This is a genomic window from Actinoplanes italicus (assembly GCF_003001815.1).
GTDB classification, from domain to species: Bacteria; Actinomycetota; Actinomycetes; order Mycobacteriales; family Micromonosporaceae; genus Actinoplanes; species Actinoplanes italicus.
Map to the genome: position 1 here is coordinate 400,666 of NZ_PVMZ01000006.1, position 23,778 is coordinate 424,443.

Annotated in this window: 19 protein-coding genes and 1 pseudogene; 4 read left to right on the forward strand and 16 right to left on the reverse strand. The window is 71.0% G+C overall.

Annotation, left to right across the window (positions count from 1 at the left end):
- Window position 1 precedes the first annotated feature (1 nt).
- From CLV67_RS18030 to rimP, 14 genes and pseudogenes are all read right to left on the reverse strand, one after another.
- Complete coding sequence (locus tag CLV67_RS18030; RefSeq protein WP_106319752.1) at window positions 2–3,421, reverse strand: DEAD/DEAH box helicase family protein; 3,420 nt, start codon at window positions 3,419–3,421, stop codon at window positions 2–4.
- A 16-nt stretch (window positions 3,422–3,437) separates the two neighbouring features.
- A complete protein-coding gene (locus CLV67_RS18035; RefSeq protein ID WP_170153909.1) occupies window positions 3,438–4,577 on the reverse strand; it encodes a restriction endonuclease subunit S in 1,140 nt (379 codons plus the stop codon).
- 14 nt (window positions 4,578–4,591) lie between these two features.
- A complete protein-coding gene (locus CLV67_RS18040) occupies window positions 4,592–6,109 on the reverse strand; it encodes a type I restriction-modification system subunit M (protein WP_106319756.1) in 1,518 nt (505 codons plus the stop codon).
- 16 nt (window positions 6,110–6,125) lie between these two features.
- A complete protein-coding gene (truB, locus tag CLV67_RS18045; protein ID WP_106319758.1) occupies window positions 6,126–7,013 on the reverse strand; it encodes a tRNA pseudouridine(55) synthase TruB in 888 nt (295 codons plus the stop codon).
- Between the two features lie 35 nt (window positions 7,014–7,048).
- A complete protein-coding gene (locus CLV67_RS18050) occupies window positions 7,049–8,359 on the reverse strand; it encodes an MATE family efflux transporter (protein WP_106319760.1) in 1,311 nt (436 codons plus the stop codon).
- A 448-nt stretch (window positions 8,360–8,807) separates the two neighbouring features.
- Window positions 8,808–9,818 (reverse strand): DHH family phosphoesterase, encoded by a 1,011-nt coding sequence (locus tag CLV67_RS18055; protein WP_106319762.1) that lies wholly within the window; start codon window positions 9,816–9,818, stop codon window positions 8,808–8,810.
- The gene (gene rbfA / locus CLV67_RS18060; protein WP_106319764.1) at window positions 9,815–10,270 is read right to left on the reverse strand and encodes a 30S ribosome-binding factor RbfA; all 456 of its coding nucleotides are present in this window, start codon (window positions 10,268–10,270) and stop codon (window positions 9,815–9,817) included. The genes CLV67_RS18055 and rbfA overlap by 4 nt, the downstream gene beginning before the upstream one ends.
- Before the next feature lie 69 nt (window positions 10,271–10,339).
- A complete protein-coding gene (locus CLV67_RS18065) occupies window positions 10,340–10,633 on the reverse strand; it encodes a DUF503 domain-containing protein (RefSeq protein ID WP_106319766.1) in 294 nt (97 codons plus the stop codon).
- A 40-nt stretch (window positions 10,634–10,673) separates the two neighbouring features.
- A complete protein-coding gene (locus CLV67_RS18070) occupies window positions 10,674–11,693 on the reverse strand; it encodes a TRM11 family SAM-dependent methyltransferase (RefSeq protein WP_106319768.1) in 1,020 nt (339 codons plus the stop codon).
- Between the two features lie 95 nt (window positions 11,694–11,788).
- The gene (gene infB / locus CLV67_RS18075) at window positions 11,789–14,629 is read right to left on the reverse strand and encodes a translation initiation factor IF-2 (protein WP_373873115.1); all 2,841 of its coding nucleotides are present in this window, start codon (window positions 14,627–14,629) and stop codon (window positions 11,789–11,791) included.
- A gap of 107 nt (window positions 14,630–14,736) precedes the next feature.
- Window positions 14,737–14,887: pseudogene (locus CLV67_RS54765) on the reverse strand (translation initiation factor IF-2 N-terminal domain-containing protein); the annotation flags it as partial.
- A 107-nt stretch (window positions 14,888–14,994) separates the two neighbouring features.
- Entirely contained in the window at window positions 14,995–15,381 is a 387-nt protein-coding gene (locus CLV67_RS18080; RefSeq protein ID WP_203736853.1) for a YlxR family protein, read from the reverse strand.
- On the reverse strand, window positions 15,359–16,375 hold the full coding sequence (gene nusA / locus CLV67_RS18085; RefSeq protein ID WP_106319772.1) for a transcription termination factor NusA: 1,017 nt from the start codon (window positions 16,373–16,375) through the stop codon (window positions 15,359–15,361). Before nusA ends, CLV67_RS18080 begins: the two co-directional genes overlap by 23 nt.
- Entirely contained in the window at window positions 16,372–17,001 is a 630-nt protein-coding gene (gene rimP, locus CLV67_RS18090) for a ribosome maturation factor RimP (RefSeq protein WP_106319774.1), read from the reverse strand. The genes nusA and rimP overlap by 4 nt, the downstream gene beginning before the upstream one ends.
- Window positions 17,002–17,142: 141 nt before the next feature.
- On the opposite strand from rimP, the gene CLV67_RS18095 reads away from it, so the two are divergent.
- The 3 genes from CLV67_RS18095 to CLV67_RS18105 all read left to right on the forward strand — a co-directional run bounded on the left by CLV67_RS18095 (window position 17,143) and on the right by CLV67_RS18105 (window position 18,843).
- Window positions 17,143–17,589 (forward strand): hypothetical protein, encoded by a 447-nt coding sequence (locus tag CLV67_RS18095; RefSeq protein WP_239165970.1) that lies wholly within the window; start codon window positions 17,143–17,145, stop codon window positions 17,587–17,589.
- A gap of 77 nt (window positions 17,590–17,666) precedes the next feature.
- Window positions 17,667–18,092 (forward strand): ferritin-like domain-containing protein, encoded by a 426-nt coding sequence (locus CLV67_RS18100; RefSeq protein ID WP_106319776.1) that lies wholly within the window; start codon window positions 17,667–17,669, stop codon window positions 18,090–18,092.
- Between the two features lie 43 nt (window positions 18,093–18,135).
- Window positions 18,136–18,843 carry a nucleotidyltransferase domain-containing protein gene (locus CLV67_RS18105; protein ID WP_106319892.1) on the forward strand — a complete coding sequence of 236 codons (708 nt, stop codon included), beginning with the start codon at window positions 18,136–18,138 and terminating at the stop codon, window positions 18,841–18,843.
- Window positions 18,844–18,853: 10 nt separating this feature from the next.
- Here the strand turns inward: CLV67_RS18105 and map are convergent, their stop codons facing one another.
- Complete coding sequence (gene map, locus CLV67_RS18110; protein WP_106319778.1) at window positions 18,854–19,711, reverse strand: type I methionyl aminopeptidase; 858 nt, start codon at window positions 19,709–19,711, stop codon at window positions 18,854–18,856.
- Window positions 19,712–19,791: 80 nt separating this feature from the next.
- Between map and CLV67_RS18115 the strand changes: the two genes are divergently transcribed.
- The gene (locus CLV67_RS18115; RefSeq protein ID WP_106319894.1) at window positions 19,792–20,106 is read left to right on the forward strand and encodes an STAS domain-containing protein; all 315 of its coding nucleotides are present in this window, start codon (window positions 19,792–19,794) and stop codon (window positions 20,104–20,106) included.
- 64 nt (window positions 20,107–20,170) lie between these two features.
- Here CLV67_RS18115 and CLV67_RS18120 read toward each other — a convergent pair whose 3' ends face one another.
- A complete protein-coding gene (locus CLV67_RS18120) occupies window positions 20,171–23,704 on the reverse strand; it encodes a SpoIIE family protein phosphatase (protein ID WP_106319780.1) in 3,534 nt (1,177 codons plus the stop codon).
- Window positions 23,705–23,778 lie beyond the last annotated feature (74 nt).

Consider the following 23,778-nt stretch of genomic DNA (forward strand, 5'->3'; position numbering starts at 1 on the left):
GTCAGACGGGCATCGCGGTCGCCCGGATCCGGTCGAGAACCGAGATCAACGTGTCGACGTCGGCATCGGCGAACAGGTCCTCGGGGCCGCCGGGCGCGACCGCGGTGAACGGCGGCTCGTAGAGCTGACCCGCCTCGACCACCCCGTTCGCGGCGACGAAATCGACGAGCATGGTCAGGAAACGCTCCTGACCGGACGTCAGGCCCCGGCCGGTGCGGAAGGGTTCGAAGGCCTCCCGTACGGCCTCCCGGTCGAGGCCGGTGAGAGAGCGCAGGAACAGGCCCAGGCCATCGTGTCTGGCAGCGGCTGCCTCGATGTCCTCCCGGGTTCCGATCCCGGACGCCAGGAACACCTCCGTCAGGCTCTCCAGATCACCCGCGACGATCTGGCGGTGGTGCCGGAGCTTGCGCACCACCGGGTCGTCCTCGTGGCTGCGGAGGTAGATGCGTGCCTTCGTCGCGAACCGGCCGCGGTCGGTGCCCAGGGCGACGCCCTGCAGCCGTGACTCGCTGATCTCACCGATCTCGTCGGTGAAGTGGCTGTAGACGACGGCCCGGCGGGTCCGCTCGATGAGCCGGACCAGCCCGCGCACCCTCCGGCGCATCGCCTCCAGCATCGGCGCCGTCACGTCGTCCCACCACTGGTCGCCGGAGAGCTCCTCGAGCAGCTCCTGCTGCGCCGCCACGGCGGGGATGGTGGTCTGTCCCAGGAGCGCGTCGGCGATCTCCCGCACCTGGTCGCGAAGCTCACCGAAACCGGGTTCGACGTCGAGGACGGCGAGTTGCAGCCGCAGCGCGAGCAGGTCGAACCGCTTGGCCTCCTCGCTGTCGTCGGTGCCGCGGAAGCCCGACGGAAGCGGGGCCAGGTGCTCCGACACCTCGCTGTGCCGTTCCGGGGTCATCCGTTCCCAGGCGGCGAGCTCGCTGTACTGCTCGACCTGCCGCCGATGCGGCCGGACCAGGATGTTCTCCGGGTCCATCGCGCGCACCTCGGCGTTCAGACGGCCGACCAGCGCCCAGCGCAGTTGCTCGCCGGTGGCCGGCTCGTCGGGGATCTCCGCCGGAGGCTGGCCCACGTCCTCGAGAATCCGGTCGAGGGCGAGCAGCAGATCGGCCCGGCGCCGGAAGAGACGCTCGCCGAGCGAGGGCGTCACATGGCCGTCGCCGCGGGCCAGGCCGGCGTTGAAGAACTCCACGTTCTGGCACAGGTCGAAGACGAGGAAGCCGCGTTTGTCACGGCCCGGACCGAACAGGTCGGGGCGCAGCCGGGTGCCACGGCCGATCATCTGCCAGAACTTGGTCTTGGAACGGACGAGCTTGAAGAAGACCAGGTTGACGACCTCAGGCACGTCGATGCCGGTGTCCAGCATGTCGACCGAGATGGCGACGTGCGGCATCCGGTCGTGCTGCGAGAACTCGTCGATGGCGCTCTGCGAGAACGCGGTCGCATGTGTGATGACCTGGGCGAAGCGCCCTTTCAGCTCGGGGAAGCAGTGGTCGAACCGCTTGAGCAGGAAGTCCGCGTGGTCCTGGTTCTTGGCGAAGACGATGGTCTTGCCTAGCCGGTCACCGCCCGCCACCTTCACGCCGTGCAGCATGAGGGTCCGCAACGCCTTGTCGACGGTGTCGGAGTTGAACAGGAACCGGTTCAGCTCCTCCGAGCTGATCTCGTCCGGGACGGTCCCCTCGTCGTCCCATTCGAGGGACTCCCACTCCTCCTTCTCGTCGTCGGGAAGCTCGTCGTACCGGATGCCCCGCCGCTGGAACTTGAGCGGGACATCGATGGTCCGCGGCGGGACCAGGTAGTCGTCGGCGACGGCCTCCTCCAGGGTGTAGGAGTCGGTCGGCACGCCGTCTTCCAGGTGGAACAGGCGATAGGTGTTGCGATCGATCTCGTCCTTCGGGGTCGCCGTCAGGCCGACGAGCAGCGCGTCGAAGTAGTCGAAGATCGCCCTGTACTTCTGATAGACCGACCGGTGTGCCTCGTCCACCACGATGAGGTCGAAATAACCGGGCCCGAATCGGCGCCGGTCGCCGTCCATCTCACCGAGCAGACCCATCATGGTCGGGTACGTGCTGACCATGACCCGCCCGTCCGGGTTGCGCTCGGTGAGCAGGTTCACCGTCGGCAGTCCCGGCGCGTGGGCCCGGAACGCGTTCGCGGCCTGTTTGACCAGCGCCGTACGGTCGGCGAGGAACAGCACGCGTTTCGCCCATCCGGCCCGGCTCAACTGATCGACCAGCGCGATGACCGTACGCGTCTTCCCCGAACCGGTGGCCATGACCAGCAGCGCCTCGCGCCCTCCGGCGGTGAACACCTCACCGATCCGGCGGATCGCCCGGCTCTGGTAGTGCCGGTTGACGATCTCCGAGTTGATCGGGACGCCGCCGAGCGCCTGCCGGCCGGCCCGCCGCTGGATGAGCAGACGCAGCTGTTCCTTGGTGTGGAAGCCCTGCAGTTGCCGGGGCGGGTAGGAGACGTCGTCCCACATCCAGGTCTCGTAGCCGTTCGTGAAGAAGATGACCGGCCGCTGTCCGTACCTGCGCTCGAGCGCGTCCGCGTAGCAGGCGGCCTGGTGCCGGCCCGCCTGCGGGTCACGGGTGGCACGCTTGGCCTCGATCACCGCGAGCGGCTTGCCGTCGTCGTCCCACAGCACGTAGTCGACCTTGCCCCGGCCGGTCCGGCTCGCCGACTCGGGCAGCCCGTCGACCGGGAACTCACGGTCCTCGTCGTCCGCCAGATCCCAGCCGGCCTCCCGGAGCAGCAGGTCGATGACGAACGTCCGGGTCTCGGCCTCGTTGTAGTCGTGGGTGTCCGGGCGGCCCTCGTTCGCCTTCTTCGCCGCCCTGATGGCGGCCCGCAGGGCGGCGAGCTCGGCGTCGAGGTCCTCGGCCCGGCGCCGGGCCTCGGCCAGCTCGGCCTGCTGGCGGGCGAACTCGTCGGCCTGCCTCTTGAGCTCCTCCTGCCGCTGCTGCCGGGCCAGGGCCGGCCGCGGGATCAGCGACGTGTCGAACGTCAGGCCGGTGGGCGGCAGGTGGCCGGGGTCCCGGGCGTATCGTCCGGCGATCCAGAACATGACCTGGAACAGCTCTCCGGTCACCCGGACCGAGTCGGCCACCGGCACCGTCGCCGTGCGATGCACCGCCGCGTTGCCGACCCGGCGGATCACATCCATCTTGGTGCGGATGGCGGGGCCGGCCAGGGCGAGAAGGCTCGGCTCCGCGATCATTCCGGAGAGATCGTTCTTGTACGGCGTACGCAGGCTCTCATCGGCCCGGTAGAGCCAGTTCAGCGCGAGTTCGAGACAACGGCGGGCGTAGAAGCAGGAGGCACGCGGATCGGCGGTGGCGAGGTGCTCGGCCCGCGCCGCCTCGTCGAACAACTCCGGCCATTCCGTCTCGAGAAACGCGAAGTTGCCCACCGGCTCGGTCCCCTCCTCAGAGCTCGCCCCGGAACGCCCGCTGCCGGAGTGCCCCGAACATCTCATCCAGGACCACCCCGCCGCGGCCCACGGTGGCCTCCAGCTCCTCGACGGCCGCCATCCGCCGCTTGAACTCACGTTGCAGCTCGACCGGCGGCAGCGGGACCTCGATCGCCTTCACGATCGGCGTGTTGAGGTTCTTCTGGGTGCCCTCGGGAGCCAGCCGGGACAGGTGCGGCCGCATGATCCGGAAGAACGAGTAGAGGTACTCGGCCAGGACCCGGTCGGACAGGTCCAGGAATGCGAGGAAACCGTCGTGGATGCAGGACCCGACGCCCAGGAACTTCGGAATGCCGACGGTGGCGCTGTTGGTGAGGATCAGCGTCCCGCGCTCCAGGTAGACGCTCTTGGCCCGGCCCGCCTCGGTCACCGTCTCCCGGACGTGCTCGACGGTCTTGCCCCGGGCCGCCGTGACGTCGGAGATCTTGAGCCAGGGAATGGTCCCGCCGAAGTATCGGGGATCCCCGGCCGGACGCGGTGAGGCGCCCCGGATCACCCGGGCCAGCGATCCCACCGGCGCGGTCGGCCACCGCCCGCCGGGTTCGGCCGGGCTGCCGAACATCTCCAGGTAGACGGAATCGGCGAGTTCGTGCAGCAGACCCCGGGCCTCCCGGCGTCGGGCGCGCAGGGCCTCCACCCGGTCGAGAACGCCAGCGACCCGCCGCTGACCGTCCATGGACGGGATCGCCATCCGGATCTCCGCGACGAACGCGGGACGGGCCCGCATCAGGGACCCTCCGACCCCGGCGACGGTGTTCATGAAGCTCGCGTGGAACTCGTCACCGACGAGCAGGTGGCGGAGGTACCCGGGATCCACCGCGTCGGACCGGAACACGATCCATTCGCTGGAGGCGAGCTTGCGCAGGCCGCGGTCCGGGCCGACCACCCAGGCCCGCCGGATGTGCGGGACGATCTTCGACAGGAGGACGTCACCGGCCTGGACGAGCTGCTTGGAGGAGCCGATCTGAGAACCGGGGACCGTCTCCGGCGCGCCCCGGTCGAACGCCGGGATGCTGTAGAGCTCGAAATCCTCGTCCATGAACCTGGCCGGGTTGACCGTCGTGGCGCGGCCGGCCATCAGGTCACCCAGGCGCACGGATTGCTCCCCGCTCATCCGAGCATGCCCTTCAGCTCGGAGATGCCCTGCTGGATCTCGGCCTCGACCCGTTCCAGGTCGTCGAGGATCTCGACGGACGGCCGGTAGGCGAATTCCTCGTGGACGACCTGCTTGTAGCGGTTCAGGCTCAGGTCGTACCCCTGCCCGGCGATCTCCTCCCGCGGCACACAGAAGCTCTGGTCGGTACGGGTGCGCTCGCGTTCACTGCCGTTGCGGCGCGCCCATCGCGCCAGCAGGTCGGGAAGGTTGTTCCGGCCGTGCTCGGCGTCGTCCAGCGGCTCGGCCGGGGTCACGCCGAGCCGGGCCTCGGGCAGCAGCGGGGTGCGCTTGTCGTCGAGGCTGTAGCCGTCGGCCGTCACCTCGTAGAACCAGACGTCGTCGGTGCCGCCGACATCGGTCCGCCGGAAGAACAGGATGGCGGTCGAGACTCCGGCGTACGGCTTGAACACACCGCCGGGAAGCTTCACCACCGCGTCCAGCTTGTGCTCCTCGACCAGGATCCGCCGCAGGTCCTTGTGCGCCTTGGTCGAGCCGAAGAGCACCCCGTCCGGCACGATGACCGCGGCGCGTCCACCGGGCCTGAGCAGGCGCAGGAACAGAGCGAGGAACAGCAGCTCGGTCTTGCGGGTCTTGACCACCTGCTGGAGGTCCTTGGCGATGGTCTCGTCGTCGAGGCTGCCGGCGAACGGCGGATTGGCCAGGATCACCGAGTACCGGCCGGCGTCCTCGTCGGCACTCTCCGCGAGCGAGTCCCGGTAGCGGATGTCCGGCTGCTCCACCTCGTGCAGCAGCATGTTCATGCTGGCGATGCGCAGCATGGTCCGGTCGAAGTCGAAGCCGTGGAACATGCTGTCGTTGAAGTGCCGGCGCTGCTCCACCTCGAGCAGGGCGTCCCGATGGGTGCGGCTGACGTACTCGGCGCTGGCCACCAGGAAGCCCGCGGTGCCGCACGCCGGGTCGCAGATCTCGTCACGGGGGCCGGGCGCCATCATCTCCACGATCAGCTGGATGATGTGCCGGGGCGTACGGAACTGCCCGTTCTGCCCCGCGGTCGCGATCTTGCCGAGCATGTACTCGTACAGGTCGCCCTTGGTGTCCCGCTCGTCCAGCGACAGGTCGTCGACCATCTTGACGACCCGGGCCAGCAGCCCCGCGGTGGGGATGGTGAACCGCGCGTCACGCATGTGGTGGGCGTAGGTCGACCCGTCGCCGCCGAGCGCCCGCAGCCAGGGGAAGACCTCGTCACCCACGGTGTCGAGCATGTCGCCGGGGTCCTCGTTGGTGAACCGGCGCCAGCGCAGCCGATCGGTGTCCGCGCTGTAGATCGGGTCCTTGATCGGCTGCCCGGTCCGGCTCGCGACGCGTTCCTTGCGGGTGTGCAACTCGTCCAGCCGCCGGATGAACATCAGGTAGGTGATCTGCTCGATCACCTCCAGCGGGTTGGAGATTCCCCCTGACCAGAAGGCGTCCCACACACGATCGATCTTGCTCCTGAGCTCGCCCGTAATCACTGGCGCAGAGTACTCGTCAGGCAGGCGCCAGGACGATCTCGGCGCGCGCCCGGCCGCCGCGTTCACTGACGACGGCCAGCACGTCACCCGCGGCGTCGAAGACGGCGTACGGCCCGTCGATGCCGACCGCCTCGAGCGGACCGCCGTGCCGCAGCACCCGGGTCTCCTCCTCGGTGGCGACCCGCTGCGGGAAGGCCCGCCGGGCCGCCTCGGCGAGCGGCAGCCCGATCACGTCGGGAGCGCGTTCCTCCAGGTCGGCGAGGGTGGACGCGGCGTCCAGGGTCATGCCGCCGACCGCGGTCCGGCGCAGCGCGGTGAGGTGCCCGCCGACGCCGAGCGCGGTACCGAGGTCACGCGCGATGGCCCGGATGTACGTCCCGGAGGAACACGTCACGTCGATGTCCACATCGACCACCTCACGGTCGTCGGGCCGGCGGATGCCGAGCACGTCGAGCCGGTGGATCGTGATGCGACGGGCCGGGATCTCCACGGTTTCACCCTCACGGACCCGTTTGTACGCCCGCTCACCGTTGATCTTGATGGCGCTGACCGCGCTGGGCACCTGGTCGATCTCTCCGACCTGGACGGCCAGCCCGGCCCGGATCGCCTCGTCGGTCACGTGGCGGGCCGGGGCGTTCCCGGTCACGTCGCCCTCGGCGTCGTCGGTGATCGTCGACTGGCCGAGCCGGATGGTGGCGGCGTAGCTCTTCTCCGCGCCGATCACATAGGTCAGCAGCCGGGTGGCCCGGTTCACCCCGATGATCAGGACACCGGTCGCCATCGGGTCCAGCGTGCCCCCGTGCCCCACCCGCCGGGTCTTCGCCAGCCGCCGGATCCGGGCGACGACGTCGTGCGACGTCATCCCGGCCGGCTTGTCCACCACGATCAGTCCGTCCGTGTTCACCCGCCCACCCTAGAGCCGCCGGCACGGCCGGGGTTTCAGCGGGTGGCGCCGGTCACCGCCCACCGCGGGGAGCGCCAGCGCAGGAGCAGACCGACGAACCGGGCCAGGGTGAACAGGCCGAGACCGGCCCAGACACCGCCGAGGCCGAGATCGAACGCGTACGCCAGCCAGATGGCCGGCAGGAAGCCGAGCAGTGCCGACAACACGGTCAGGGTCCGCAGGAAGGCCACGTCCCCGGCGCCGATGAGCACGCCGTCCAGGGCGTAGACGATCCCGGCGAACGGCAGCAACGCCACGAACCAGGGCCAGACGATCGCCGCCTGGGCGTGCACCGCCGGGTCGGGGGTGAACCAGCCCGGCACCACCGAGGCACCGGCCGCGGCCAGCACGGCGAAGGCCACCGCGGCCACCCCGCCGGCCAGGGTGACCCGGCGGGCCACGTCCCGCGCCTCGTCCGCGTCACCGGCACCGAGGGCGGCCCCGACCAGGGACTGCGCGGCGATCGCCACGGCGTCGAGGGCGAGCGCCGCAAAGAACCACAGCTGCAGCGCGATCTGGTGGGCGCCGACCGCCGCCACCCCGAACCGGGCGGCCACCGCGGTCGCGGACAGGAAGCAGACCTGGAAGGCGGCGCCGCGGATCAGCAGGTCACGCCCGAGCACGACCTGGCTCGCGATGACCGACGGGATCGGGCGCAGCTCTCGGGTCTCGCGGATCAGTGCGGTCAGGAACAGGGCACCGCCGATGGTCTGGGCGGTCACGTTGGCGATCGCCGAGCCGGTCAGTCCGAGGCCCACCGGATAGACCAGGATCGGGCAGAGGATCGCGGAGAGCACGTTGGCGCCGAGCACGATCCAGAGCGGCCGGCGGGCATCCTGCACCCCGCGCATCCAGCCGTTGCCTGCCGCGGCGAGCAGCAGGCCGGGCGCGCCCAGCGCGGCGATCCGCAGCCAGCCGGCGGCCGCCTCGGCGGTTTCCGGGTCACCGGCGAGCAGCCCGGCCAGCGGGCCCGCGGCGGTCACTCCGACCAGGGCGAGGATCAGTCCCACGCCGATCGCGAGCCAGGAGGCCTGCACCCCCTCGGCCACGGCGGCGGCCCGGTCCCCGGCTCCGAAGCGGCGGGCGGCACGGCCGGTGGTCCCGTACGCCATGAGCGTGCCGAACCAGACGGCGAGCGACATGATCGTCCCGCCGATCGCGACTGCGGCCAGCGGCACGGAGCCGAGGTGGCCGACCACAGCGGTGTCGACCAGGACGTAGAGCGGCTCGGCGGCGAGCACCACGAGAGCGGGCAGCGCCAGTTCGGCGATCCGGCGTGCTGTCGCGGTGCGCTGCGGCGGGCTCATGGAAACTCATGATGCCCGCCGACAGGTAAGGGCCGCAAGGCGGCCCGTCACTTACAACTACTGACGCGTGTCCATCGAGGTCTGCAGCGCGCGGCGGGCCTGCTCGGCGGAGTCGTCAGAGGGCTTGCTGGGCTTCGACTTGGCAGCCATGAGAGGGAGTCCTTCCAAAGGTGCGGGCGAGCGACGCCCACGGTCGGTCGAGCGGGGCGTCACCGGCGAGCGCGGGGTCGCCGCAGCCTCTGGCCCGGGTGACGCGACCCGGGTCGGTGGACCCGGGCGGCTCGAGGTTCCGCTGAAGGCATCGGTGACAGCCGGGCGGAACCAAAACACCGTTCAGTCCCAAACTAACGTTCAGTCATGCCCTCGCACCCCGCGTTCCCGCGATCCGGGACGAGAAAAGCGGGAGCCCCCCTTTCGGGCGACCCCCGCCATGCAGGTAAAACATCGACTAGTTCAGATGTTCGTCGAGTAGGCGACGCACCGTGTCCACCACGTCGGAGGCCTCGCCGTACCCGGTGAAACCCGCAGCCAGGCGATGACCGCCACCGCCCTGCGAGACCGCCACACCACTCACGTCGACCGCACCCTTGCTGCGCAGCGACACCGACCACTCACCCGGCGCCACCTGCTTGACCACCATCGACACATCCGCCTCGGCCACCGAACGGACCGGGTCGATCAGCGCGTCGAGCACATAGGGCGGCTGCCCGTGCCGCTCCAGATCGGCCAGCGTGGCGTAGGTCCACACCATGCCCCGCCCGGCTGCCGCGGACGGCTCCAGCACGGCCCGCCCGATCACCTCACCGGTCAGCTTCATGGCGCCGAACGGCTTGCTGTCGAAGATCCGCCGCGAGATCTCCCCCGGCCGGATCCCGGTCGCGATCAGCCGCGCGGCCAGCTCGTGGACCGATACCGTGGTCATGTCGAACTTGAACGAGCCGGTGTCGGTCGCCAGCGCGATGTAAAGACACTCCGCGATCTCCGCGTCCAGCGGCACGCCGAGGCGGCTCAGCAGCCCATCGGCCACCACCGAGGTCGCGGCAGCCCGCGGGTCGACCAGCTGCACCCCGCCGAAACCGGTGTTGGACGCGTGATGATCGAGCACCACGCTGGCCGGCGCGTCCGCGACCCGGGCGGCGAGCGCACCGAGGCGCGACTCGCTCGCCACATCGAAGACCAGGATCAGACGGGGCTCGGCGAAGGCGTCCGATTCCGGCACCAGAAGATCAACACCGGGGATTTCGCGGTACGGGTCGGGCACCACGAAGTCGCCGGGGAACGTCGCCCGCACCCGGGTGAAGCCGAGGCGCCGCAACCCCAGCCCGAAGCCCAGCATGCTGCCGAGCGCGTCCCCGTCCGGGTTGACGTGGCAGATCAGCTGGATCTCATCGTCGGGGCCGGCCGAGCGGACCGCCGCGACGGCGGCGGCCCACTGGTCGGCGGAGGGTCCGAGGGTCACCCGTTGTCCTCGCGGGCACCGACCCGCTCGGCCTCGTCGTCCTCGCTCTTGTAAGGGTCCGGATCGCCGGCGTATTTCGCACTCGCCGCGATCCGCTGGACCTCCTCGTCCCGGTGACGTGCCTCGGCGAGCAGGTCGTCGATCTCCTTGACGTGGGTCTGCACGTTGTCGAGCACGAACGCCAGGCTCGGCGAGTGCCGCAGCGCGAGCGCGTGTCCGACCCGGGTGCGGAGCATGCCCTTCGCGCTCTCCAGCGCCGCCGCCGTGGAGGCCTGCTCGGTGACGTCACCCAGAACCGTGTAGAAGACCGTCGCCTCGCGCAGGTCGCCGGTGATCCGGGCGTCCGTGATCGTCACCATGCCGAGACGGGGGTCCTTGATCTCCCGCACCAGCCTGGCCACCAGCTCCTTGATCCGCTCCGCGTGCCGGCGCGTCTTGGCTGGGTCAGACATATCGCCCACCTCCGACTGTGTATCCCGCGGGTCGAACCACCCCGCCCAACTGCTGAAGCGTACCCAGCGTCAATCCTCGTCGCCGTACAGCCGTCGCTTGACCGAGAGCAGCTCGATCTCCGGCCGGCCGGCCACCTGGTTCTCACACGTGTCGACGACGGCGCGGGCCTGCGCGGGCTCGGCGGCCACCACGGCCACCCCGATCCGGGCGCGGCCGTGCAGATCGTGAAAGCCCACCTCGGCGACGCTGACGTCGAACTTCTTCAGCATCGCGATGATCGGGCGGACATAGGAGCGCTTCTGCTTCAGCGAATGCGAGTCACCGGGCAGGAGCAGGTCGAAGACTGCGGTCTCGGTATACATCAGCGAGCAGGGTACGCCCGGAACAGTCCGGGGTTCAGCCCTATTTCCGGGCCACCACCACGTCCCGCTCGATCCCCTGATCCACCCGGTGACTCAACGGCTGGTACTCGATCAGTTTCAGCCCGTGCGCCAGCAGGATGTCCTCGGCCAGCTCCCGCTTGGCGACCTTGGTGTTCCAGGACAGACCGATCGCACCCCCCGGCCGCAGCAGAGGCAGCCACTGCGGGAGTGCCCGCTCCAGCAGTTCCAGCGGCTTGCGGGAGATGCCGCCCTCGTCGTCGTAACTGCCGTGCATCACCCCGTAGGGCAGATCGGCGACCAGCAGGTCGGCGACGTGGCCACGGGACAGGCCCTCCAGCTGAGTGGTGTCGGCCTGCAACACGGTCACCTTCTGCACGGCGCCGGCCTTGTGGTCCTCCTTGCTGGCGGCGAGCGTCACCTCCAGCCGGCGGGCCGCACGGCGTCCCTGCCGGCGCACCGGCACCAGGTCAGCGGTGTGCTTGAGCCGCTTGCGCTTGAGCCACGTCTGCAGGAACAGCTTGTACGCCTCGACGTCCTTGCCGTCGATCTCCACGCCGATGCCGTCATACCCGTACATCAAAGCCTGGTTGAGCGTCGTGCCGCGGCCGCAGAGCGGGTCGAGGACGGTGAGGTGGCCGTCGAGCATCTTGTGGGCAGAGGCGGAGGCAAGCAGCGTGAGATTGAGCACCAGCTTGGTGAACTGCTCGTTCGTCTTGCCCGCGTATTTCGGGATGGTGATCAGGTCGCTGTCGTAACGGGCCAGCGGGGTCAGCTCGACCGGGCGGAGCAGCTCGCCCTCCACCTGCTCGAAGAGCGCGTAGGCCGACGAGAGGTTGGACAGGTAGGCCACGTCACGCTCACCGAGGTCACCGGTGAATGTCAGGTATTCGACACCACCGAGCACTGTCACACCGATGTCGTCGAGTCCCGACGTGAGCACCGGGCCGAACGCGGCCAGCTCCGCCTGTGAGATGCGAGCGGCCTGATCGGCGTAGACGCGGTTGGCGGACGGGGCGAGGAGCATGGCGTACCGGGACATCCGACCATCCTCCCAGCTACGCCGGACCGCCCTGGAAAGGGGGCGGCCCCCGGTGCCGTGTAGCACCGGGGGCCGCCTCAGATCGCTGGACGTTGTTACGCCCGGACCTTCTCGCGCATCTCCCAGGTCTCGATGATGTCGCCGACCTGCGGCGAACCATAGCCCTGGAGCGTCAGACCACACTCGAAGCCCTCGCGGACCTCGGTGGCGTCGTCCTTGAACCGCTTGAGCGAGCTGATCGTGACGCTCTCCGCCACCACGACACCGTCCCGGAGGACGCGCGCCTTGGTGTTGCGGCGGATGAGGCCCGACCGGACGATACAACCGGCGATGAGACCGATCTTCGACGAGCGGAACACCTCGCGGATCTCCGCGGTGCCGAGCTCGACCTCTTCGTACTCCGGCTTGAGCAGACCCTTGAGGGCCGCCTCGATCTCCTCGATGGCCTGGTAGATCACGCTGTAGTAGCGGATCTCCACGCCGGCGCGGTCGGCCATCTCCTTGACCTTGTTCGAGGCCCGGACGTTGAAGCCGATGATCGTGGCCGTCTGCTCCGAGGAGGCCGACGCCAGGTTGACGTCGCTCTCGGTGATCGCACCGACACCGCGGTGGATGACCTTGAGCTGTACCTCTTCCGGAATGTCCAGCTTGAACAGCGCGTCCTCGAGAGCCTCGACGGAACCGGAGCCGTCACCCTTGATGACCAGGGTGAGCGACGCCTTCTCGCCTTCCTTGAGGTCACGCATGAGGTCGTCGAGCGACTTGGCGCGGCCCGAGTTGGCGAAGGTCGCCGCACGACGGCGAGCCTGCCGCTGCTCGGCGATCTGCCGCACCGTGCGGTCGTCCTCAGCGGCGAGGAACGTGTCGCCCGCGCTGGGAACCGAGGTGAGACCGAGCACCAGGACCGGACGGGCCGGACCCGCCTCAGCGACCTGCTTGCCGTTCTCGTCGAGCATGGCCCGGACGCGACCGTGCGCGCCACCTGCCACGATCGAGTCGCCGGCACGCAGCGTGCCCTTCTGCACCAGGACGGTGGCCACGGCGCCGCGACCCTTGTCCAGGTGTGCCTCGACCGCGACACCCTGGGCGGGGCCGTCGATCGGGGCGGTCAGCTCGAGCGCCGCGTCGGCGGTCAGCAGGACAGCCTCGAGGAGGTTGTCGATGCCGGTACCGGGCTTCGCCGCGACGTTGACGAACATCGTGTCGCCGCCGTACTCCTCAGCGAGCAGGCCGTAGTCGGTGAGCTGCTGCCGGACCTTGTCCGGGTTGGCGTCCGGCTTGTCGACCTTGTTCACCGCGACCACGATCGGCACGTCGGCCGCCTTGGCGTGGTTGAGCGCCTCGACCGTCTGCGGCATGACGCCGTCGTCGGCCGCGACCACCAGGATCACGATGTCGGTCACCTTGGCACCACGGGCACGCATGGCGGTGAACGCCTCGTGACCGGGGGTGTCCAGGAAGGTGATCGCCCGGTCCTCCCCCTGGTGGGGGACGACGACCTGGTAGGCACCGATGTGCTGGGTGATGCCACCCGACTCGCCGGCCACCACGTTTGTCTTGCGGATCGCGTCGAGCAGCTTCGTCTTACCGTGGTCGACGTGACCCATGACGGTCACCACCGGCGGCCGGGTGACCAGCCGGTCCTCGGCAACCGCGGCGTCGAGGTCGATGTCGAACTGCGCGAGCAGCTCACGATCCTCGTCCTCGGGGCTGACGATGACGACCTCGAAGCCCAGGTGCACGCCGAGCAGCTTCAGGGTGTCGTCGGACACCGACTGCGTGGCGGTCACCATCTCGCCCAGGTTGAACATCTCCTGGACCAGCGAGCCCGGGTTGGCGTTGATCTTGTCAGCGAAGTCGGAGAGCGACGCGCCGCGGGAGAGCCGGATCTCCTGGCCGTTACCGCGGGGAGCGCCAGAGCTCATCTGCGGTGCGGACAGGTTGTCGAACTCTTGACGCCGCTGCTTCTTCGACTTGCGGCCACGGGTCGGCCGGCCACCGGGACGACCGAAGGCGCCCGCGGTACCGCCGCCACGACCGCGGCCACCGGGACCGCCGCCACCCGGACGACCGGGCGCGCCGGCACCGACCGGGCCACCGCCGCCGCCACCGGGACGGAAGCCACCACCGGCACCGCCGCCGCCACCGGGACGGAAACCGCCACCGGCACCGCCGCCGCCACCGGGACGGAAACCGCCACCGGCACCGCCGCCGCCACCGCGGTAGCCGCCACCGCCGCCGCCACCGGGGCCGCCACGACCGCCACCGGGACCGCCGGGACGACCGGCGCCACCGGCACCGGGACCACCCGGACGGGCCGGACGCTGGGCCGGCATCGAGGAGGGGCTGGGCCGCGGCGGCATCGAGGCAGGGCTCGGCCGCGGCGGCATGCCCGCCTGGTTGGGACGCGGCATCGAGGCCGGCGAGGGACGCGGAGCGCCGCCGCCGGAGACACCGAACGGGTTGTTACCCGGGCCACGCGCCGGCGGACGCGGAGATCCGCCGCCGGGACCGGGACGAGGGCCACCGGGAGCACCCGGACCACCGGAGCGACCGGCGGCCGGCGAACCCGGACGCGGCGGGACGCTGCCCGGACCCGGACGAGGACCGGGACCGCGCTGGGCGCCGCCCTCGGTCGTGCCCTGCGGCCGGCGCTCGGCGTCCCGCGTGCGGGCAGCCTGCGCGGCCTGGGCGGCCTTGACGGCAGCCTCCTGCTCGGCCTTCAGCGCCGAGGCGCGCGCCTCGGCGGCCGCCACCTCGATGTCGTGCGCGCTGGCCGGCTTGGCGACCGGGCCGGGCGTCGGGCCCGGACGGCCGGGAACCGGCGCCTTCGGCCGGACGAACGGGCCGGGCGTCGGTGCTGCCGGGGACGTAGGACTGTTGCTGGGTCCACCCTGCGGCGCACCCGGACGACGCGGCGGCTGGGGCCGCCCCATCGGAGGACCGGGACGGGGGGACGCGGACGTGCTCGGGCCACCGGGGGCGGCGGGAGCACCTGACGCCGGAGCCGGCGAGGACGCCGGAATGGCGCCGCCCTGCTCCAGAGCGCCACGAAGCCGTCGGGCCACCGGGGCCTCGACGGTGCTCGACGCGGATTTAACGAACTCGCCCATGTCCTTGAGGGTGGCGAGAACGGTCTTGCTGTCGACCCCGAGCTCTTTGGCGAGCTCGTGTACGCGGGCCTTGCCTGGCACTGCACTCCTCACTTTGAGGTCGTACGAGCAGCGCCCGCACAGACCTCACTCGTGCACTAGAAGCCTGGTCATTTCAGGGACTTCATCGTGTGCTCATCTGGGTCGTCCTACCTTGCTGGGTCGTGACGGGGCGCCAGCGCCTCGTCATCGGTGGTTCCGCACGGCACGGAGACCGTACGGATGTGCTCCGCAAGCAGTTCTGGGTTAGCAAGTCCAGTGAGACGCAACGCACGCCCGAAGGCGCGACGTCGCTCCGCCTGCGCGAAGCAGGCCGGATCGGGGTGCAAATGCGCTCCCCGCCCCGGCAGTCGGCGGGCCGGATCGGGCAGAAGCCGGAGGTGACCCCCCAGTTCCGCCGCGACGAACCGCAGCAGTTGATCGGCCGGCGCGCGTGTGCGGCAGCCGACGCAGGTTCGCATCGGGCCGACCGAGAGCAAGTCTACCTCTCGTTCGCGCCCGACGCTTATCCGGTCAGTTCCCCGCCTCGGCCGCATCACGGTCCGAGACTCCGGCCGGCTCGCTGTCCGGACGGATGTCGATGCGCCAGCCGGTGAGACGGGCGGCCAGCCTGGCGTTCTGTCCCTCCCGGCCGATCGCCAGCGACAGCTGGAAATCGGGCACGGTCACCCGGGCCGTACGGCTGGCGGCGTCCACCACCTCGACACGCAGGGCCTTCGCCGGTGAGAGCGCGTTGCCGACGAACTGGGCCGGGTCGTCCGACCAGTCGATGATGTCGATCTTCTCGCCGTGCAGTTCGCTCATCACCGCGCGGACCCGCTGGCCCATGGGGCCGATGCACGCGCCCTTCGCGTTCACGCCCTGAACGGTCGAGCGCACCGCGATCTTCGTCCGGTGACCTGCCTCACGTGCGATCGCGGCGATCTCCACGGTCCCGTCGGCGATCTCCGGCACCTCGAGGGCGAAGAGCTTCTTCACCAGCGCCGGGTGCGAACGGGACAGGGTGATCTGCGGGCCGCGGAAGCCCTTCGCCACATGCACCACGATGCACCGGATCCGGGTGCCGTGCGGGTACGTCTCGCCGGGCACCTGCTCGGACTGCGGCAGCACCGCCTCGAGCTTGCCCAGGTCGACGGTCACGATGTGTTTCTCGGCACGGGCGGCGTCGGCCTGCACCACACCGGTGACCAGATCGCCGTCGCGTCCCGCGTACTCCCCGAAGTGCTGCTCGTCGGTGGCCTCCCGGAGCCGCTGCAGGATCACCTGCTTGGCGGTCATCGCGGCGATCCGGCCGAAGTCGTGCGGTGTGTCGTCCCACTCACGCACCACCGAGCCGTCCGCGTCGAGCTCCTGTGCCAGGACGGAGGCCACGCCGCTCTTGCGGTCGATCTCCACCCGGGCGTGACTCTCGGCGCCGTCGGTGTGCCGGTAGGCGGTCAGCAGTGCGGTCTCGATGGCCGCGAGAATGGTCTCGAACGGGATCTCCCGCTCGCGCTCCAGGGCGCGCAGCGCCGCGAGGTCGATGTTCACTCCTCGCCCTCCCCTTCGTCGTCGTCTTCATCGTCGTCGTCGGACTCGTCGAACTCGGCTTCGTCCATACGCTTGAACTCGATCTGGACCTTGCCCGCACCCAGCTCGGCCCAGCCCAGCTCACGGGTCGCGCCGTCCACGTCCAGCACCACGCCGGCGTCACCGGCCGAGACCACCCGGCCGACCAGTCCGTTCACCGCGACCAGGCGGCCGGTGTTGCGACGCCAGTGCCGCGGCTCGGTCAGCGGCCGGTCCACACCGGGCGAGCCGACCTCGAGCTGGTACTCCCCGGCCAGGACCTCGCCGCCGGACTCCTCGGCCGTGTCGAGCGCCTCGGAGATCTCCCGCGAGACCACGGCCACGTCGTCCAGGCTGATGCCGCCGTCGGTGTCGATCAGGACCCGCACCACGAATCGGCGGCCGGCCCGGGTCAGGGTCAGGTCCTCCAGGTCGTAACCGGCCTTCGCGACGACGGGCTCGACCACCTCGCGGAGCCGGGTCCGCGCCGCGGTCAGATCGACGCGGGGAGGGACCGGGGTGCTTCGGGTCTCCGGCTCGGGCCGGGAACGGCGGTTACCGCCGGGGCGGCCACCGGGCCGGGCCCCGGCGCGACCACGCTGCGTCATCGGGCTCGACCTCTCGCTAGCTTTCTCGCAGGAACGACTATATGCCGCCGGACAGCATGAGGCCCCGCGGCTGGCGGTGAGCGTAACGTGCCGCCGGGCAGGGCGGCGCGGCGCCGCACCGAATGGTGTTGACTGTGCTCCGTGCTGACGACTTCACGGCGGTTCCTCCTCGGCGCCCTGGCGGGGTCCGCCGCGCTCGCCGGCTGCGGGATCCTCGACCGCGAGCCCGAGCCCGCACCCCAGCCGGACGCCCTGCAGCCCCTGCTCGACGAGGCTCTGACGCTGGCAGCCTCCTACGATCGGGCGATCGTCGCGCAGCCCGATCTCGCCGCCCGGCTGACACCGCTCGCGGAGGATCACCGGGCGCACGCCACCGAGCTGGCACGGGTGATCGGCGCGACACTTCCGTCGGCCGGGCCGTCGGCGTCCGCTCCGACCGCCGGCGACACCACGGCCACGCTCCGTAAGGCCGAGCAGGCCGCGCAGAAGACGGCCGTCGCCGCGTGCAAGGCCGCCCCGCCCGAGCGGGCCGCGCTGGCCGGCTCGATCGCCGCCTGCCGCGCCACACACGCCGAAGCACTGCGCTGACCGCCGGCGCCGCGCCGGTAGGACGGCTGGGCCGCGGCGTGGTCCAGCCCCACCGGCACAGGCGCTAGTCTTCGCCCGTGACCGAACAACTCGCCGCCGCCCTCGCCGCCGAGGAGGCGGCCATCTATGCGTACGGCGTGATCGGCGTCCACCTGGAGGCCAAGGACGAGGTGTCGCGCGCCCGTTCGGCGGACCTCGAACACCGGGCCCGGCGCGACGCCCTGGTGGACCGGATCGACGAGCTGAAGGCCAGTGCCGCCCCGCAGCCGGCCGCGTACCGGCTGCCGTTCGAGGTCACCGATCGCGACAGTGCGCTCAAGCTCGCCGTCCACGTGGAGGACGGCGTGGCCCAGGCCTGGCGGGCGCTGCTCGCGGTCACCGAGGGCGACGAGCGGGTCGATGCGCTGTCGCATTTGACCGACTCCGCAGTTCGTGCGACCCGCTGGCGGCGGATAGCCGAGGTCACACCGCTGACCATGTCCTTCCCCGGGCGCCCGGGCTGATGATCAGGCCACCCCGCCGAGGGCAATGGCCGAGAATGAGAGCGTGATCGCCGAGCTCGACACCACCACGCCCCGCGGGTCGCTCGCCATCCGGCTGCGCGACGCCGTTCAGGAGCGATGGGCGGCCGACATCCAGGCCGTCGCGCTCTGCGGGTCGATGGCGCACGGCGACGACACCGACAGCAGCGACGTCAATCTCGTGGTGGTCACCTACCGCCCCCGGACCGGCCCGAGGCCCACCCGGCGGAGGGTCGACGGCATCCCGGTCGATCTGCGGGTGGTGAGCGCCGAGGACGGTCTGGTCCAGGCCCGGGTGCTGACATCGTGCTGGCCGCTGGAGGCCGACGCGTTCATCACCACGCTCCCGATGGACGACCCGCGGGGGTGGTTCAAGACACGGCGCGAGGCACATCTCAATCTGCTGGCCGAGGCCCGGCCGATGGAGTTCACCGGGCTGGCACGGCAGAACTGGGCGGTCGCCAGCAGCGCGCACGCCCGGGCCGTACGCCTCACCCAGTGGTACGACACCGACGCCGCCCTGATCCTGATGGCCGACGCCCGGCTGCACGCCGCGCTGGTCGCCGGTTTCCTGACCCGCACCTATTTCCGCAACGTGGCCGACGCCGTGAAGCACACCGGGGTGGCCGCGGCCGACATGCAGGAGCTCGGGGCGATCCTGAAATACCAGGCCGAGGAGTTGACCGCGCGCGGCCGCCCGGTGGACGGCCGGCTCGCCGCCCTCTTCGACTGACCGACGGCCGTCAGGGCAGGGTCAGGATCTCGTAACCGTCCTCGGTGACCACCAGGGTGTGCTCGAACTGGGCCGTCCACCTGCGGTCCTTGGTGACCACCGTCCAGCCGTCGCGCCACAGGTCGTAGTCGTGGGTGCCCAGGGTGATCATCGGCTCGACGGTGAACGTCATGCCCGGTTCCATGACGGTGGTGAGCTGCGGGTTGTCGTAGTGCGGCACATACAGCCCGGAGTGGAACGTCTCGCCGATCCCGTGGCCGGTGAAGTCCCGCACCACGCCGTACCCGAATCGTCGCGCATACGCCTCGATGACCCGGCCGATCGCATTGATCGGGCGGCCCGGCGCAACCGCGCGGATGCCCCGCATCATCGCCTCGTGGGTCCGCTCGACCAGCAGCCGGGCCTCCTCGCCCACCTCGCCGACACAGAAGGTGGCGTCGGTGTCGCCGTGCACACCGTTCAGGTAGGCCGTGACGTCGACGTTGATGATGTCGCCGTCCTCCAGCACGGTGGAGTCGGGGATGCCGTGGCAGATCACCTCGTTGAGTGATGTGCAGCACGACTTGGGGAAGCCCTTGTAGCCCAGCGTCGACGGGTAGGCGTTGTGGTCGAGCAGGAACTCGTGCACCACCCGGTCGATCTCGTCGGTGGTCACGCCGGGTTTGCAGTGCTCGCCGGCGAGCTGGGTGGCCTGCGCCGCGATCCGGCCCGCGATCCGCATCTTCTCGATCGTCTCGGGGGTCTGCACGTGCGAGCCGCGCCACTCGCGGGGGCGCTTCTTGCCCACATACTCGGGGCGGACGATATGAGCCGGGACCGAGCGCTCGCGCGACTGCTTTCCCGGCACGAGTGGGGCACGTACCGTCATGGGGACAGCCTAACCGGCGGCCGGAGCGCCACCCCGCCCCGTCCTTGCCGCCTCCAGTGCGCTGTGAAATCGTGTTCGGCGTGGATCACGAGGGTGCGGACCCGGGTTTCTCCGCGGTCGGCGAGGTGGCCGGTGACCGAGTCACCGTCACGGTGACCGGTGAGGTCGACATGGCGACCGCCGACGCGCTCGTCAAGGCGGCCACCCCGGAACGGGTCACCGCCGCCACGCTGGACCTGCGGGCGGTCACCTTCTTCGACTCGGCCGCGATCCACGCGCTCGTGCGGCTGGCCGAGCACTATCCGGGCCGGCTCGAGGTGTTCCCCTCCGACCGGGTGCGCCGGGTCCTCGACATCTCCGGGCTGGGCGGGCAGCCCTGGCTCAGGAACGACTGAGCGAGGGCCGGGCGGTCAGCCCGGGTCAGGAACGACTGAGCGAGGGCCGGGCGGTCAGCCCGGGTCAGGAACGGCTGAGCGGCCGCCGCAGGGTCACCTCGGTGCCCTCGTCCGAGCGGTGCACGGACAGTTCGGTGAGTGCGCCGATCAGCGCCAGGCCACGTCCGCGGAACCCGGCGTCGGTGGCCGGGCGCCAGTTCCCGGTGTCGCGGACGGTCACCAGCACCGCGCCCGGCTCCATCGACGCGGTGACCCTGATCGCCGGTTCGGCCGGGTCGATCGGGTGCTCGATGGCGTTGGCCGCCGCCTCGGAGACCGCCACCACCAGGTCGAAGGCGTCCTCGTCGGGCACCTCGTGCGCGGCCAGGAAGTCCTCCAGCCGACGGCGCAGCACGGTGAGCCGGCCCGGTTCGGCGGGCAGTCGCAGCACGAACTCGCTTGGCTCGGTCACCTCGAGCACGACCAGGGCGATGTCGTCGCGACGGGTCTGCCGGGCCGCCTTGTCGAGCAGCCGGTCCAGCAGGTCGTCGACGGGCCCGGTGGGGTCGGCGACGTCGGCGATCAGCTCGGCGAGGCCGCTGTCGATCCCCTGCCGGCGGTCCTCGATCAGCCCGTCGGTGTAGAGCAGCAGCCGCGATCCGGCGCTGAGCCAGGTCTCCCTGGTCGGATAGGAGACGGTCCCGAGGGCGCCGATCGGCGGGCCGAGCGCGGAGTCGTACAGAAAAGTCCCGGTCTTGCCCGGCTCGATCATGACGGGTGAGGGGTGCCCGGCCGAGGAGTACGTCATCCGCCGCGTCCGCGGGTCGAAGCCGACACAGAGGACGGTCGCGAACTGCCGCCGGCCCAGGGTGTCCACCAGGCGGTTGAGGCGGCTCAGCGCGGTCCCGCAGTCGAAGCCCTCCAGCAGGTACGCACGCAGCGCGTTCCGCAGCTGTCCCATGCCGGCGGCGGCCTGCACGCCTTTGCCGACGACGTCCCCGATGACCAGGAACAATCCGCCGTCCGGACCCACGATGACGTCATACCAGTCACCACCGACCTTGGCCTCGTCGCTACCGGCCACGTAGCGGCCGGCCACGAGCGCGCCCGGCACCCGGGGCAACGACTGCGGCAGCATGCTGTGCTGCAGGGTCGAGGCGATCCGGTGCTCGGTCTCGTACAGCCGGGCGTTGGCCAGCCGCAGCCCGACCAGCCGGGCCAGCTGGGTGAGCACCACCGGCTCGGCCGGTTCGCCGGGGCCGCGCCACACCCGCAGCTCGCCGAGCGGATCCCCGGCGGTGTCCGGCAGCGGCAGCACGACGTCGGGCGGGGCGGATCCCTCGGCACCTCCGTCGCGTTCGGCCCGCCGGCCGTCCGGTGTGGTCAGCACGACCCGGGCGGCCGACGTCATCGCCTGCACGTGCCGGGCCGCGACCTCCAGCACCTCGGCGGTGCCGGGCACGGCGTTGAGGGCGGCGGCCGCGTCGACCAGCCCGCGCAGGCGGGTGACGGTCTCCCGCCGCCGCTGGCCGAGCTCCAGGTTGGCGCGGACCCGCGCGACAAGCTCGCGGGTGGAGAACGGCTTGACCAGGTAGTCGTCGGCGCCCGCGGACAGGCCCTCGACCGCGGACTCCTCACCGGCGCGGGCGGAGAGCACGACGATCGGCACATCGCGGGTACGCGGGTCCGCGCGCAACCCGGTGATCAGGCCGAAGCCGTCGAGCCGGGGCATCATCACGTCGGTGAGCACCAGGTCGAACTGTTGTGCCCGGGCCAGTTCGAGCGCGGCCGCGCCGTCCACCGCGGTCTCCACGTCCCAGTACGGCCCCAGCAGCCGGGCCACGTGTTCGCGCAGGTCGGCGTTGTCGTCGGCGAGCAGGATACGCCCGCCGGGCCCGCTGCGTACCGGCTGCGGCCCGGACGGCCCGTCCCCTGCCCACCAGGTCGCCTCGTCGACCCAGAGCCGTGCCCCGGCCGGATCCGCGGGCGGTGCCGGATCATGGCTGATCATGTCCGGCGGCAGGTGGGCGGTGCCGAACGGGATCCGCACGGTGAACTCGCTGCCCCCGCCGGGCCGGCTGGCCACGCCGACCGTGCCGCCGTGCAGCCCGGCCAGCTGGCGGACCAGCGCGAGCCCGATGCCGGTGCCCTCGTGGCTACGCGACCAGGTCCCGGTGACCCGGTGGAAGCGGTCGAAGAGCAGGGCCTGCTCGGATTCGGAGATGCCGACGCCGGTGTCGCGCACCGACAGCACGGCGTGGCCGTCCTCGGCCCGGAGCCGTACCTCGACACCGCCCTCGCGGGTGAACTTGACCGCGTTGGAGAGCAGATTGAAGACGATCTTCTCCCAGAACTCGTGGTCGACGTGAACCGGTTCGCGCAGCGGCGGCAGGTCGGCGGTCAGGGTGAGCCCGGCCCGTTCGATGGCGGGGCGGAACGTCCCGGCCAGCCGCGCGGTGAGCGGCGCGAGATCGGTGGGCCGGAAGACGGCCCGCATCCGCCCGGACTCCATCCGGGAGAAGTCGAGCACGCTGTTGACCAGCTTGAGCAGGCGGAGCCCGTTGCGGTGCACCGGCACGAGCCGGTCGCGCACGGGCCCGGCCGCGATCGGATCGTCGAGCAGGTCCTCGACGGGTCCGAGGATCAGGGTCAGGGGGGTACGGAACTCGTGGCTCACGTTCGAGAAGAAGGCGGTCTTGGCGCGATCCAGGGCGGCCAGCCGCTCATAGGCGCGGGCGTTGGCCACCGCGCTGGCGATCTGTTCCGCCGCCAGGTCGAGGAACTCCCGGTAGTCGTCGTCCAGAGCGAGGTACCGGCTGACCCCGACGACCAGCGCACCGGCCGTGTCCGCGGCCACCCGGATCGGCAGAACCAGTGCCTCGCCGGCCGCGGACGGCGCCGGGGTGGTCAGCTCGGCCAGCGCGACCGTGCCGGGCCGGCCGCTCGTGATCACCGCGCGGACCGCCGGGTGCGGATCCGGGTCGTCGAGGAACAGCGCGGCGAACGGCACGTCCTCGGCGTCGCCGGTGAGCACCGCGACCGACTCGGCGGCGAGAGTGGCAAGAGCGGCCTGGTGAGGCACGTCCGCAAGCCGCCGGCCCAGCGCTCCGAGGGTGCGCACCCGCCGTTCACCGATGACCCTCCGGGTCGTCTCGGTGACGATGCACATGACGCCGCTGGGCACGCCCTCCTCGGAACGGACCGGGTCGTACGAGATGTCGAAGTACGTCTCCTCAATGAACCCGTTGCGTTCGATCATGAAGAGGCGGTCCCGGGCGAAGAACGACCGGTCGTCGGCGAGCACCCCGTCGAACAGCTCGTGGAGCACGTCCCAGACCTCGGCCCAGAGCTCACGGCCCGGCCGGCCCAGGAAGCCGGGGTGCTTGCTACCCACCACCGGGATGTAGGCGTCGTTGTGGAGGACCACGTACTCCGGGCCCCAGAACAGGATGATCTGGGCCCGGGAGGCGAGCATGGTGACCACGGCGTCGACCAGCTCCGGCGGCCAGGACGACGGCTCACCGACGGCGGTCCCGGACCAGTCCGTCGCGGACATCCGGGCGCCCATCTCACCGCCCCGCTCGAAGGCGTTGCGCAGCCGCCTCGGCAGGACATCCATCCGTCTGCCTCCCACGGATTCACGGGACCGGAGCGGCACGCCCGGTCCGGTGGCACGTTAACACCGCGCCGACG

Excerpts from the sequence above, each read along its gene's own strand:
- CLV67_RS18050 (WP_106319760.1), bottom strand. The coding sequence starts at position 8,359 with ATGAGCCCGCCGCAGCGCACCGCGACAGCACGCCGGATCGCCGAACTG.
- rbfA (WP_106319764.1), bottom strand. The coding sequence starts at position 10,270 with ATGTCTGACCCAGCCAAGACGCGCCGGCACGCGGAGCGGATCAAGGAG.
- CLV67_RS18065 (WP_106319766.1), bottom strand. The coding sequence starts at position 10,633 with ATGTATACCGAGACCGCAGTCTTCGACCTGCTCCTGCCCGGTGACTCG.
- CLV67_RS18070 (WP_106319768.1), bottom strand. The coding sequence starts at position 11,693 with ATGTCCCGGTACGCCATGCTCCTCGCCCCGTCCGCCAACCGCGTCTAC.
- infB (WP_373873115.1), bottom strand. The coding sequence starts at position 14,629 with ATGGGGCGGCCCCAGCCGCCGCGTCGTCCGGGTGCGCCGCAGGGTGGA.
- CLV67_RS18080 (WP_203736853.1), bottom strand. The coding sequence starts at position 15,381 with ATGCGGCCGAGGCGGGGAACTGACCGGATAAGCGTCGGGCGCGAACGA.
- rimP (WP_106319774.1), bottom strand. The coding sequence starts at position 17,001 with ATGACGCAGCGTGGTCGCGCCGGGGCCCGGCCCGGTGGCCGCCCCGGC.
- map (WP_106319778.1), bottom strand. The coding sequence starts at position 19,711 with ATGACGGTACGTGCCCCACTCGTGCCGGGAAAGCAGTCGCGCGAGCGC.
- CLV67_RS18120 (WP_106319780.1), bottom strand. The coding sequence starts at position 23,704 with ATGGATGTCCTGCCGAGGCGGCTGCGCAACGCCTTCGAGCGGGGCGGT.